At 73.8% G+C, this 12,691-nt stretch carries 7 protein-coding genes; 2 read left to right on the top strand and 5 right to left on the bottom strand.

All coding sequences use genetic code 11. The features are described 5' to 3' along the window. Positions 1–131 precede the first annotated feature (131 nt). From AB0F15_RS33505 to AB0F15_RS33525, 5 genes are read right to left on the bottom strand one after another with little or no spacing between them, the layout of a single operon-like run. Positions 132–1,361 carry a cytochrome P450 gene (locus AB0F15_RS33505; protein WP_360279251.1) on the bottom strand — a complete coding sequence of 410 codons (1,230 nt, stop codon included), beginning with the start codon at positions 1,359–1,361 and terminating at the stop codon, positions 132–134. Next, positions 1,358–3,118: a non-ribosomal peptide synthetase gene (locus tag AB0F15_RS33510; protein ID WP_360279254.1), complete on the bottom strand. Its 1,761-nt coding sequence runs from the start codon at positions 3,116–3,118 to the stop codon at positions 1,358–1,360. The genes AB0F15_RS33505 and AB0F15_RS33510 overlap by 4 nt, the downstream gene beginning before the upstream one ends. Beyond that, on the bottom strand, positions 3,115–5,901 hold the full coding sequence (locus tag AB0F15_RS33515; RefSeq protein WP_360279257.1) for a condensation domain-containing protein: 2,787 nt from the start codon (positions 5,899–5,901) through the stop codon (positions 3,115–3,117). The genes AB0F15_RS33510 and AB0F15_RS33515 overlap by 4 nt, the downstream gene beginning before the upstream one ends. Beyond that, positions 5,888–7,315 (bottom strand): class I SAM-dependent methyltransferase, encoded by a 1,428-nt coding sequence (locus tag AB0F15_RS33520; RefSeq protein ID WP_360279260.1) that lies wholly within the window; start codon positions 7,313–7,315, stop codon positions 5,888–5,890. Before AB0F15_RS33520 ends, AB0F15_RS33515 begins: the two co-directional genes overlap by 14 nt. Positions 7,316–7,349: 34 nt before the next feature. Further along, entirely contained in the window at positions 7,350–8,141 is a 792-nt protein-coding gene (locus AB0F15_RS33525; RefSeq protein WP_360279263.1) for a hypothetical protein, read from the bottom strand. A 255-nt stretch (positions 8,142–8,396) separates the two neighbouring features. Between AB0F15_RS33525 and AB0F15_RS33530 the strand changes: the two genes are divergently transcribed. Then, on the top strand, positions 8,397–9,878 hold the full coding sequence (locus AB0F15_RS33530; protein WP_360279265.1) for an FAD-binding protein: 1,482 nt from the start codon (positions 8,397–8,399) through the stop codon (positions 9,876–9,878). A 28-nt stretch (positions 9,879–9,906) separates the two neighbouring features. Further along, positions 9,907–12,684, top strand: a complete 2,778-nt coding sequence (locus tag AB0F15_RS33535) for an acyltransferase domain-containing protein (RefSeq protein ID WP_360279268.1) — start codon at positions 9,907–9,909, stop codon at positions 12,682–12,684. Positions 12,685–12,691: the final 7 nt, after the last annotated feature.

Raw genomic sequence — 12,691 nt, forward strand, 5'->3', positions numbered from 1 at the left:
GCGTGATCAGGGCCGTAACTCGCGAGTTCCGGCTTCAATCACGCGAGTTCCGGGCTCAGTCACGCGTGTGGCCTGAAACGAGCGAACGGCCGGCGCCCCGGGTGGGGGCGCCGGCCGTTTCGCGTGGGTCGTCAGCCGTTCGTCACCGGTAGGTGGCGGAGGCCTCGGATGATCGCCGAGCGACGGCGGTCGGCCGGGCCCGTCTGGTGGAGGCCGGGGAGCCGGGTGGCCAGGACGCGGAACGCCACGTCCGCCTCGAGGCGGGCCAGCGGGGCGCCCAGGCAGTAGTGCGAGCCGCCCGAAAAGGACAGGTTGTCCGGGGTCGTCGGACGGGTGATGTCGAAGTGGCCGGGATCGGACCAGACCGAAGGGTCGCGGTTGCAGCCCGCCGTCAGCACCACCACGGCCGTGTCGGCGGGGATCAGCGTGCCGTCGACCTCCACGTCCACTGTGGACACCCGGCTGGACTGCTGGACCGGCGCCTCGAACCGCAGCGACTCCTGCGCCGCGCCCGGCGCCAGGTCCGGGTCCGCCACCAGCTTCTCCCACTGTCCGCGCCGCTCGAGCATGGTCTGCACGCCGACGCCGATGAGGTTCACCGTCGACTCCGCGCCCGCCAGCGTGAGCAGCTGGCACAGCGACACCAGCTCGTGCGTGGTCAGCCGGTCCTCGGCGCGGGCGGTGAGCAGCTTGCTGACCGCGTCGTCGCCGGGGTGGGCCCGGCGCAGCTCCATCAGCTCGGTGAACAGCGCGTCGAGCTCGTCCAGCGACCGCTGGACGCCCGCGAGGTGCTCGGCCGAGGTGATCTCGTCGAAGACCGTGCCGAACTTCGGGCCGTGCTCGAGGTACCGGCTCAGGAACGGCTCGGGGATGTCGAAGATGGCGGCGACCACGGTGACCGGGATGAGGTCGGCGAACGACGTCATCAGGTCGAACTCCCGGCTCGTGTCGACCCGGTCGAGCAGCTCGTGGCAGATCGCGGTCAGCCGGTCCCGGAACCCGGCGATCGCCTTGGGGCTCAGGAACGGCGTGGCCAGCTTCCGCAGCCGCGCGTGGTCGGCGCCGTCGGCCCCGAGCATCGAGTTGTCGAACGTCGTGATCACCGGGCTGATCGGGGTGCCGTCGGACTTGAGCACCCCGAACCGGCGGTCCCGCAGCACCTTCGTGGCCGTCGCGTGGTCGACCGTCGTCCACGCCCCGAGTTCGCTGCGGTGCAGCGGGCCTTTCGCGCGGATCCGTTCGTAGAGCGGGTAGGGATCCTCCGGGCCGCGCAGCAGCAGGGCCAGGGGGTCGCCGAGTTCGCCGAGGGTCCACAGCACCCGCATCTGCGTGGTCATGTCCTCGGCAGGCTGGACCGTCATGATTCCGCCCCGGCGGTGATCAGCCCGGCCACCCCGCGCACGGTCGGCGCCTCGAACACCTGGGAGATGCGCAGCTTGACGCCGAGGTCGCGGCTGACCCGCGAGCACAGCTGGGCGGCGGACAGCGAGTTGCCGCCCTGCCGGAAGAACGAGACGTCGGCGGCGATCGACGGCACGCCGATGATCTCGCGCAGGATCCGCGCCACGGCCGCTTCGGTCTCCGACAGCGTCGAGTCGGCCGCCGGGGCGCCCGTGGTGCGCAGGCGCGCGGCCAGCTCGGTCAGCGCGCGGCGGTCCAGTTTCCGGTCCTCCAGCACGGGCAGCCGCTCCAGCCGCTGCACGCGGGCGGGCACCAGGTAGCCGGGCAGCCGCTCGGCCAGCCGGGCCCGCAGCTCGTCCTCGCCGGGTGCTCCGGTGTAGAACAGGCAAAGATCCTCGTACGCGCCGTCGGCGCCGGTCACCGGCACCACCGCGCACGCGCCGACACCCGGCACGCGAGCGGCGTTCTGCTCGACGTCGTCGAGCTCGATGCGGTGGCCGCGGATCTTGACCTGGCGGTCCGCGCGGCCCTCGAAGTGCAGCAGGCCGTCGGCGGTCCGGCGCCCGAGGTCGCCGGTGCGGTAGACGCGTTCGGGCCCGGACGGCAGGGAGAGCGTGACAAACTTCCGCGCGGTCAGTTCGTCGTCCTTGAAGTACCCGAGCGCCAGTCCCTTGCCGCCCAGGCAGATCTCGCCGCTTTCGCCGGCTTCGCACAGCCGATCGCCGTCGAGGACGTACGCCTGGGTGTGGGGCAGCGGGACGCCGAGCGGCACCTCAGGGCCGTCTCCGGGCCGCACGCGGTGGCACGTGGCCGCGACGCTGGACTCGACCGGGCCGTACATGTTGTACAGCGGGATGTCCGGGTGGGCCTCGAGGAACCGGGCGGCGTGCCGCGCCGAGAGCCGCTCGCCGCCGGTACCCACCGCGCGCAGACCGGCGAAGGCGCCGAGGTCGCTGTCGACCATGCTGTGGAAGACCGCGGTGGGCGGGAAGATCGTGGTGACGCCGTGGATCGCGACCAGGTCACGCAGTTTCGTCGCCAGCTCGAGGGTGTCCTCCAGCAGCACCAGGGTCCCGCCGTTGAACAGCACGCCCCACGAGTCGAGGCCGAAGGCGTCCCACGTCGCCGCGAGCGCCTGCGGCATCACCGCGCCGGAATCCAGGGGCGTGAACAGCCAGTCGTCGAACAGCCGCACGTTGCCGCGGTGCGCGGTGACCACGCCCTTCGGCGTGCCGGTGGTCCCGGAGGTGAAGAACACCGCGCAGGCGTCGTCGGCGCCGACGTCGACCGTGGCCGGGCGGGCGCCGGGGATCGGCCGGTCCGGCGGCGACCACACCGACGGCCACCGGGCACCCCGCTCCGCGGCGACCAGCGGCCCGCCGAGGTGCTCGATCAGCTCGCCGAGCCGGTCCTCGGGCCACCGCAGGTCGAGCGCGGCGTAAGCGGCACCGCACTTGAGCACCGCGAGCAGCGTCGCGAACAGTCCGGGGGAGCGCGGCAGCAGCACCGGCACGATCGAGCCGCGGTCGACGCCGCGGGCCTGCAGCTCGGCCGCGTAGGCGTCGGCGGTCTCCGCCAGCTCCCGGTAGGTGGTGTCCCGCCCGCGGTGGTGCAACGCGGTCCGGTCCGGCCATCGCCCGGCACACCACTCGAACAGGCCGTGCATGGTTTCGGCCCGCCCGAAGGGCACTGGCGCCGGGGTGAAGGACGTGGTCATCGGGTGCTCCCGCGTTCGGTGATCAGCTCCGCCAGCGCGGCCGGCGTCGGGTGGGAGAAGGCGGCGGACAGCTTCAGCCGGACGCCGGTCTGCTTCTGGATCCGCTGGACGAGCTGGGCGGCCAGCAGCGAATGACCGCCGCCGGCGAAGAAGTTCGTGTCCGCGGTGACGTCGGTCCGCTTGAGCAGGTGACCGAACATGGCGATGACCGCGCTGGTCGTGGCGTCCGGAGCGGCTTCGGCGGGGGGCTCCGCCGTCGGCCCGGCCGCGGCGACGAGGTCGGCGACCGCCGCCCGGTCCACCGCGTGCGCGGCCGTCTCGGGCAGCGCGTCGACCCGCAGGTACCGGGACGGCCGCGCCCGCGGCGGCAGCACCGTCTCGGCGTGCCGGGCGAGTTCGGCGGCGAGCTGCGGCTTGTCCGGCGCGTGCACCACGGCGACCAGCTCGTCCGTGCCGGGTGACACGGTCACCGCGGCCGCGACGACGTCGGTGTGCGCGGTCAGCGCGTCCTCCACGGTGGCCAGGTCGACGCGGGTGCCGCCGCGCGTCAGCTGGCGGTCCCGGGGGCCGTGGACGTGCAGGGACCCGTCGGCGCGCCAGTGCGCGAGCACGCCGGTGGCGGTCCCGCCGAGCCGGAGCTCACCCCGCACGCCCAGCGGCAGCCGCCGTCCGTCCGGGGCGACGACGTCGGCGTCGAGGCCCGGGACGGGCACCCCGTCGGCGAGCGCCCAGCGGCCGCCGGCGGGGAACACGGTGTGGACGTCGGCCTCGAGCGCGCGCAGGGTGCGGACGAGCGGGCCGGGCGCGGGTTCGGCGCCGATCAGCGCGGTGCGGCCGCCGGTGGCTTCGCCGAGGTGCTCGGCCACCCGGGCCCAGACGGCCGGGGTGGCGTGCACGACGCCGACGTCGTGGCGGGCGAGCAGCCCGGCGAGCAGGTGGCCGTCGGTGCGGGCCGCGTCCGGCGCGACGACCAGCGGGGCACCGGTGGTCAGGGCCAGCAGCAGTTCCGGGACGGTGGCGGACAGCCACAGCACCGGCCGGCCGGCCACCAGCTCCGCGACCGGCCGGACGGAGTCGGCGAGTTCCCGGTGGGTCACGCCGGGCAGCGCGGGGCCGTCCGGGGACACCGCCGAGGCGTCCGGGTCGACGGCCACCGTGACGGCGTAGGAGATTTCCTCGGGGCCCAGCACCAGTTTCGCGTCGGCGGTGTCCGTGGTGACGGTGGCGCCGGCCAGCCAGCTGCCGAGGATCGCGGCCGCGAGGTCCGGGCCGCGAGGGGCGGCCACGGCGACACCATCACCCGGCGCGATTCCGGCGTCGGCCAGCAGGGTCGTGACCGCCGCCGCGGCGCGCCAGAGATCCCGGTAGGCGGTGGTGCTTCCGCCGGTCACGATCGCGGGCGCGCCGGGTTTCTCCGAGACGTGCCGGGCGATCGCGGTGAGGACGGTGTCCGTCCCGGCCGGCGCACCCGGCGTGCCGAGGACCGCGTGGTCGGTGGCGCCCCAGCCGTCCAGTTCGCCCAGTGGCCGGTCCGGCGCGCTCGCCGCCGCGACGAGCAGGGCGTCGTAGCGCTCCAGCAGCAGCTCGACCTCGCCGCGATCGAGCACTTCGGCGCCGTAGACCGCCTTGACGCGGCTCTCCTGCGCCGAAGGCAGGATGACGAACTCGAGGTCGAACTTGCTGTGCCCGGGGTCGATTTCGACGACTTCGGCGGACGCGCCGCCGAGGCTCGTGGCCGCCTGCCCGCCGAAGGGCAGGTAGTTGAACACGTGCCGGAACAGGGTGGTGCGCCAGGACGAACCGGCGCGCTCGACCTCCGGCAGCAGGACGTCCATCGGCACGTCCGCGTGCGCGATCGCCTCGAAGAACAGGTCCCGCACCCGGCGGCTGAAGACGCGGAACGTCTCGGCCGGGTCGATCCGCACGCGCAGCGGGACGATGTTGACGTGGTAGCCGATCGCGCGCTGCGCCTGCTGGCTGCGGACGTTCACCGGGAAGCCGACGGCGAGGTCGTCGCCGGCGCCGTGGGCGTGCAGCAGCAGGTAGTAGGCGGCCAGGAGCACGACGACGTCGGGTGCCTTCAGCTCCTTCTGCAGCGCGGTGACCACGTCCTTGGCCGCGGCGGAGAACGGCCGGACGAGCTGCTCGCCGCGCAGGGTCGGCTGCGCGCTCTCCTGGCCGCCGCACCACAGGCCGGGCCCGCCCGCGTCGAAGTCCCGCAGGTGCTCGCGCCAGAAGGCGAGGCTCGCCGGCTTCGGCTCGGACTCCGGCCAGAGCGGGACGGGCGGGCCGGCGTCGGGGAGCTCCCCGACGAGCACCGCGTCGTAGGCGGCGGCGAGCTCTTCCAGGAAGATCGACATCGACGTGCCGTCGAAGATCAGGTGGTGCACGGCCACGCCGACCGAGTCGTGGTCCGGGCCGTGGAAGAGGCCGACGCGCAGCAGCGGCGTTCCGTCCAAGGTGAACGGCCGGGTGATCAGTTCCCGCAACCCCGCCTCGACATCGCGGCAGTCCGCACCCTCCAAACGAACCGGGAAGGACGGACGCACCGACTTGGTGAGCCGGGTGTCCTCGGCGTGGAAGACCGTCCGCAGCGCGTCGTGACGGCGCACCAGCCGCGCGACGGCCTCCTGCAGGACGGTCCGGTCCAGCCGGCCCGCCACCCGCAGCGCCACTCCCGGCACGTTGTTGACGCCTTCCCCGGGCACCAGCCGCTCGAGCAGCCAGAGGCCTTCTTCCTTGCGGGTCGCCGGGATCCGCGACGCCCCCTCAGCAGTCGGCATGTCCGGTCCCTTCGGGAAGGTCTTCGACGGTGGCGAAGGCGTGCGGGACCGCCTCGGCGGGCAGCCGCGCGGCGAGGTACGCGCGCAGCTCGGCGACGAACGTGCTCGTCTTCGCCGCGCGCGATGGCGCGTTCGCGTAGGCGGTGAACGGCAACCCGGGCGTGGCGGCCGCGGCGGGCACGGTCGCCGGCTCGCCGTCGCGGGTGTAGACGACGTCGACCAGGCCGGGGCCGCCGGCCGACCACGTCACGGCGGCCTGGTAGCCGCGCCGCCGTCCGATCTCGTGCAGGTCTTCCGGATCCGGCGCGGTCACCGCGGCGGGGGTGGTGCCGGTGTCGAGCTTCGCCAGCGCGGCCAGTTCCCGCGCGACCCGGCCGTTCGGCACGCCGGTGATCCGCGCGGACGGCGGCCGGACGTCGCTCAGCAGGGTTTCCAGCGCGGCCGGGTCCCAGGCCAGGGTGTGCTCGGGCTCGACGGTCTCCGCGGGTTCCTTGCGCAGCACGGCGTCGTAGCGGTGGCGGCTCAGCTCGTTGTGGTGGCGCGCCCGCTTCAGCCGGACGTCCGCCGCCGCGATCCCGGGCAGCGACGCGGCCAGCGCCGGGAAGAAGTCCGGGTCGACGAGCAGTTCCTTCTCCTCGAGCACGCTGTTCTCGACGAGATCCCGGGCCGTTTCCGGGGCCGCGGCCACCTCGCCGGCCAGCACCGCGGCCCGGAAAGCCCGCAGCAGCCGCAGGTTCCGCACGTCGCCGACGAACACCGCGCCGCCGGGCACGACCAGCGCGGCGGCCTGGCGCAGCACGTCCGCCAGGTAGCCGATGTCGGGGAAGTACTGCACGACGGAGTTGATCACCACGGTGTCGAAGTGGTTTTCCGGCAGCCCGGAGAAGTCGGCGGCCTCGCGGTCGTGCAGCGTCACGTGGGCCAGCGCGGGATCGGCGGCGACCTGCCCGGTGAGCGTCTCGATCACGGTCGCGGAGAAGTCCGTCGCCACATATTCCTCGCACGACGGCGCGAGCTTGGCCATCAGCAGGCCGGTGCCGACGCCGATCTCCAGCACCCGGCGGGGCCGCAGCGTCCGGATCCGTTCGACGGTCGCGTCCCGCCACTCCCGCATCTGCGCGAGTTCGATCGGCAGCCCCGTGTAGGTGCTGTGCCAGCCCACGAAGTTCTCGCCGAGCCCGCCGGATTCGGGCAGCTCGCCGTAGACCCATTCGTAGATCAGGTGCCACTCGTCGACGCGCCTGCGGTCGTCGCCGTCTTCGGCGACCGGGTCCCGGGGCACCACCTGGGCGACGAGCCGCCCGGTCCGGGGTTCGCGGGTGACGCGGGCCCGGGCGACCCCGGGGTGCCCGGCGAGTGCGGCTTCGGCTCGGCTTTCGGTGCCGGTGCCCAGACCGGTCGGTGACGTCGGCATCAGCTCTCCTGCTGGATTCGGGCGGAGGGGACGGTCAGGGGAGCAGGCCGCGGACGGCCTGCGCGACCTCCGGCCGGCTGAGCAGGCCGGAGTGGTCGATGTCGAACCGGACCTCGCGCGCGCCGATCTCCAGTGCGCCGGGCAGTTCGGCGGAGCGGATCACGTCGACGCCGTCGAGGTCGCCGGGGACGGTGAGCTGGGAGGCGGCCACGAGGTAGGTCAGGTAGCTGCTGAACCACGCGACCAGTTCGTCGGCGCGGTCGGCTTCCAGCCCGACCCGCTCGAACGCGGTGCCGCCGACGTCGCGGTAGAGGCGCACGAACTCCTTGGTGAGCGTCTCCAGGTCGTCGTGGGTGCGCTGGGCGACCTCGCCGGCCGCGTGCGCCTCCCGCACCTCGTCCTCGGTGAGCACCGTGGCCAAGGCGTCCACCACGCGGAAGAAGCCGTAGTGCAGCACGGTGAACCCGGTGGCGGCGGTCGGGTCGAACAGGACCACCCGCGGCTTCGCCTGCCAGGTCGCGACCCGGTCGGCGATGGCCAGCGCGAACACACTGGACGCGCAGTAGCCGAACACCGCCTTGACCTCGGCGCCGCTCGCCCGCAGCTCCGCGGTCCACCGGTCGAGGTAGTCGTCGCCGGTCATGCCGGTCTCGTCGCCGACGGCGGGCGGCAGGCTCTCCCAGATGCCGTAGGGCGTCTCGAGGTGCTTCGCGAGCTCGGCGAACCCCGCCTCCGGTCGCCCGGTAACCGTGAAATCAACCGTGATGATTACTTCCTTGTCGTCCGCGTTTTCGTCGATCGGGTGCCATGAATGGAGTTCGCCCACGATTTTCCGCCTGTCTTTCGGCAGCAGAATAAAGATTTCCGCAGTCTGAAGCTAGCAGTGGCCGATCGGGCCGGTAACCCCTAGCGCGCCCCTAAGCAAGGCCAGGTCGAGCAGTGGTTCCGGGGGGTTAGGGGTTGGAGTGGACGACAGCGCCGCCGTAGTGTTCGGCCACGGTGCCGGTGTGGGATGCCCATTTCCGGTGTCGGCACAACCGTGGACGACCAAAGCGAAGAATGAGGGCGCTTGATGGGTGCGGTGACCGTTCTGCCGGACGACGCCCGGTACGCCGATCTCGTGCGCGGGGTCAACCAGCGCTGGGTCGGCAAGCCCGACTACGTCTGCGTGCCGTCCACCACCGAAGAGGTCGTGCAGGCGGTCGGCACCGCGGTGCGCGAGGGCAGGCGGATCGCCGTCCGCAGCGGCGGGCACTGCGTCGAGGCGATGGTCGGGTCGCCGGACGTCCAGGTGGTCATCGACCTGTCCGAAATGCACCGGATCGACTTCGACCCGGCCCGCGACGCCTTCGTCGTCGAGCCGGGCGCGACCGTGGGCCAGGCCTACCGGACGCTCTACAAACGCTGGGGCGTCACCATCCCGGCCGGGTCCTGCCCGAGCGTCGGCCTGGGCGGGCACATCGCGGGCGGCGGGTACGGCCCGCTGTCGCGGAAGTTCGGCTACGTCTCCGACCACCTGTACGCGGTGGAGGTGGTCGTGGTCGACGCGGACGGCACCGCGCGGGCGGTGGTCGCGACCCGGGACGCGAGCGACGAGAACCACGACCTGTGGTGGGCGCACACCGGCGGTGGCGGCGGCAGTTTCGGCGTCGTGACGCGCTATTGGCTCCGGATCCCCGGCGCCACTGGCGCGCCCGGTGTGCTCCTGCCCGCCCCGCCCGCCCGGCTGCTGGTGCAGCAGGACGTCTGGGTGTGGGACACGCTCGACGAAGCCGCGTTCACGCGCCTGCTGCGCAACCACGGCGCGTGGTACGAGCGCAACAGCGACCCCGGCTCGCCGTACGAGGACCTCTACAGCGGGCTGTGGTGCGGGACGCGCGCGTCGCAGTTCGTCGCCATGTCGACACAGATCGACAGCGCCGCGCCGAACGCGACCGGCCTGCTCGACGACTACGTCACCGCGATCCGCCGCGACCTCGGCGTCGCCCCGGCGCTGAGCAGCCGCCAAGAGCTGCCGTGGCTGCACGCGACGTCGTGGGGCGGGATCGCCGACAGCGGCGACCACACGCTCAGCTTCAAGATCAAGGCCGCGGACCTGCGGCGCCGCTGCACCGACGAGCAGGCCGCGAAGCTCTACCGGCACCTGCTGCGCGAGGACTACGGCAACCACCGCGCCGGCGTGATGTTCGTCGGCTGCGGCGGGCGGATGAACTCCCTCTCGCCGACCGCTACCGCGATCGCCCAGCGCGACTCCGTCCTCAAGCTCGTCTACTCCGCCCACTGGGACGCCTCCGAGCAGCCCGAACCCCACCTGGCGTGGCTGCGCGAGTGCTACGCCGACGTCTACGCCGGCACCGGCGGCGTGCCGGTGCCGGACGAGCGCACCAACGGGTCCTACGTGAACAACCCGGACTTCGACGTGCAGGACGAGCGGTGGAACGGCTCCGGGCTGGCCTGGCACGAGCTCTACCACCAGCACAACTACCCGCGGCTGCAGGCTGTCAAGGCGCGGTGGGACCCGGGCGACGTGTTCCGGAACCCGTTCTCCGTGCGTCTCCCTTGAGCCGGACGCCCACCCCGGGAGGTAACGAGTGGCGACCCCGACCCTGACCAGCGAGCACGAGCACACCGGACACGGTCACGACGTCGTGCCGCTGATCGTCTCCGCGGACAGCAAAGCGGGGCTGCGGTCGAAGGCCCACCGCCTCGCGCGGTACCTCGCCGACCACCCGGACACCCCGTTCGAGTCGTTCGCGCGCTCGGTGGCCGCCGACGACACCGGCCGGGCGCACCGGGCCGTGCTGCTGGCCGGCGGCCGCGCCGACGGACGGCGCGGGCTGGAGACCCTGGCCGCCGGGCAGCACCCGCCCGGCGTCGTCCGCGGGAGTGCCCGGCGTGCCGAACGCGTCGTGTTCGTCTTCCCCGGCCAGGGTTCGCAGTGGCCGGGCATGGCGCTGGACCTGCTGGAGTGGTCGCCGGTGTTCGCCGCGGAGCTCGCCCGCTGCGACGCCGCGCTCGCCCGCTTCGCCGATTGGTCCATTGTGGATGTCCTTCGTGGACTTCCCGGCGCGCCCACCCTCGAGGACGGCGCCGACGTCGTCCAGCCGGTGCTGTTCGCGGTGATGGTGGCGCTGGCCGCGCTGTGGCGCGCGCACGGCGTCGAGCCGGCCGCCGTCGTCGGGCACAGCCTCGGCGAGGTGGCCGCCGCCTGCGCGACCGGCGCACTGTCCCATGAGGACGGCATGCGCGTTGCCGCGTTGTGGAGCAGTGCCCAGGCGACGCTGTCCGGTCGCGGCGACATGATCTCGGTGCCGTTGCCGGTGGCCGAGGTGCGCCGCCGGCTGGCCGGCCGGGCCGGGCTGGACATCGGCGCGGTGAACGCGCCGACGTGGGTGGTCGTCTCGGGCGATTCCGCCGCGGTGGAGGAACTGCTGGCCGCCCTGACCGCCGAGGGAATCCGCGCCCGGCGCATCCCGGTCGGGCTGGCCGCCCACTCGCGGCACATCGACGGCATCCGCGACCGGCTGCTGGCCGACCTCGCCCCGCTGAGCCCGGCGTCCACCGTCGTCCCGTTCCACTCGACGGTGACCGAAGGGCCGCTGGACACCGCCGCCCTCGACGCCGGCTACTGGTTCCGGAACCTGCGCAACCCGGTCCGCTTCGACGAAGCCACCCGCGGGCTGGTCGAGCTGGGGCACGGCGTCTTCGCCGAGATCAGCCCGCACCCGGTGCTGACGGTCGCGGTGCAGGACACGGTCGACGCGCTCGACGGCCGGGCCGTGGTGCTCGGCACGATCCGCCGTCGCGAGGACGGTCCGCGCTCCTTCCTCGGCTCGCTCGCCGCCGCCTACGTGTCCGGGGCCAGTGTGGACTGGACCGCGGCCTTCCCCGGTGCGGCCGAACCGGTCGCGCTGCCGGAGTCCGGCTCCGACGCCACGGTCGTCGCCGCCGGCCTGCTGGCCGCCGGGCACCCGCTGCTCGGTGCGGCGCTCGAACTCGCCGAGGACGGCGGCTGGCTGTTCACCGGCCGCCTGTCGGCCGCGCAGCACCCGTGGCTCGGCGGGCACACCGTGCTCGGCCGGACCGTGCTGCCGTCGTCGGTGCTCGTCGAACTCATCCTGCACGCGGCTTCCGAGCTGGGCTGCGCCCGGATCGAGGAGCTCACCCAGCACCTGCCGGTGGTCTTCGCCGAAGAAGCGCCGCCGCTCCAGGCGATGTGCCTCCAGGTGCGGATCGGCCCGGTCGACGACGCCGGAGCGCGCCGGATCGGCGTGTTCGCCCGGCCGGACTCGGTCGGCGCCGCCCAGGGCGGGCCGTGGACGCGGCACGCCACCGGGATCATGGCCGAGACGGCGGGATCGGCGGCGGACCCCGAGCCGGTGGCGTGGCCGCCGCCGGGTGCGGTCGCCGAGGACGCCGGAGGCGCCCGGGACCGCCTGCGGGCGCACGGCATCGAGCTGGGTCCCGAGTTCGGTGGCCTGATCAGGGCCTGGTCGCTCGCGGGCGAACTGTTCGCCGAGGTGGTGCTGCCGGCCCCCGCCGGGAGCGGCGCGGGCTACGGCATCCACCCCGCGCTGCTGGACCCCGCCCTGCAGGCGGTGGCGCTGTTCCCCGCCGCGGCCGAGTCCGGCGGCTGGCTCGCGTCGTCGTGGAGCGGGCTGGCCCTGCACACGGCCGGGGCCTCGGCCCTGCGGGTCCGGCTGCGGGCGACCGGCCCGGATTCGGTGTCGGTTTCGGCCACCGACCTCGTGGGACGGCCGGTGTTCTCCGCCGAGAACGTCGTGCTGGGTGCGCTGCCCGAGGAGTACGTCCGGGCGCCGCACGCGGAGCCGGCTGCCCGGCCCGAGCCGGACGGCGGGTTCGCCGCGAAGCTGGCCGCGCTCCCCGCGCCCGCCCGGGCCGAACTGCTGCTGGACCTCGTCCGCGAGCACACCGCGCAGACCCTCGGCCGGGCCACCGCGGCCGGGATCGACGGCGACAGCACGTTCACCGAACTCGGCTTCGAGTCGCTGACCGCGGTCGCGCTGCGCAACCGGCTCGCCGAGGCGACCGGGCTGAAGCTGCGCACCACCCTGGTCTTCGACTACCCGACCCCGGCCGCGCTGGCCGGGCACCTGCTGGAGGCGCTCCACCCCGCGGCGGCGGACTCCGACGTGCTCGCCGGTCTCGACCGGCTGGAGCAGGCGCTGTTCGGCGAGCCAGGGGGGCCGCCGTTGCACGGCCGGGTCAAGGTCCGGCTGCGGGACCTGCTGTTCCGGCTGGACGGCGCGGAGGACGAGCGTGACCCCGGGCCCGGGGACGCGCCGCTCGACGCCGCGTCGGACGACGAAATCTTCGCACTGCTCGATCGGGAGCTCGACCTGTCCTGAGACGGGT

Origin of the sequence: Amycolatopsis sp. NPDC026612 (assembly GCF_040638285.1) — a bacterium.
In the GTDB taxonomy this organism is placed as follows: Bacteria; Actinomycetota; Actinomycetes; order Mycobacteriales; family Pseudonocardiaceae; genus Amycolatopsis.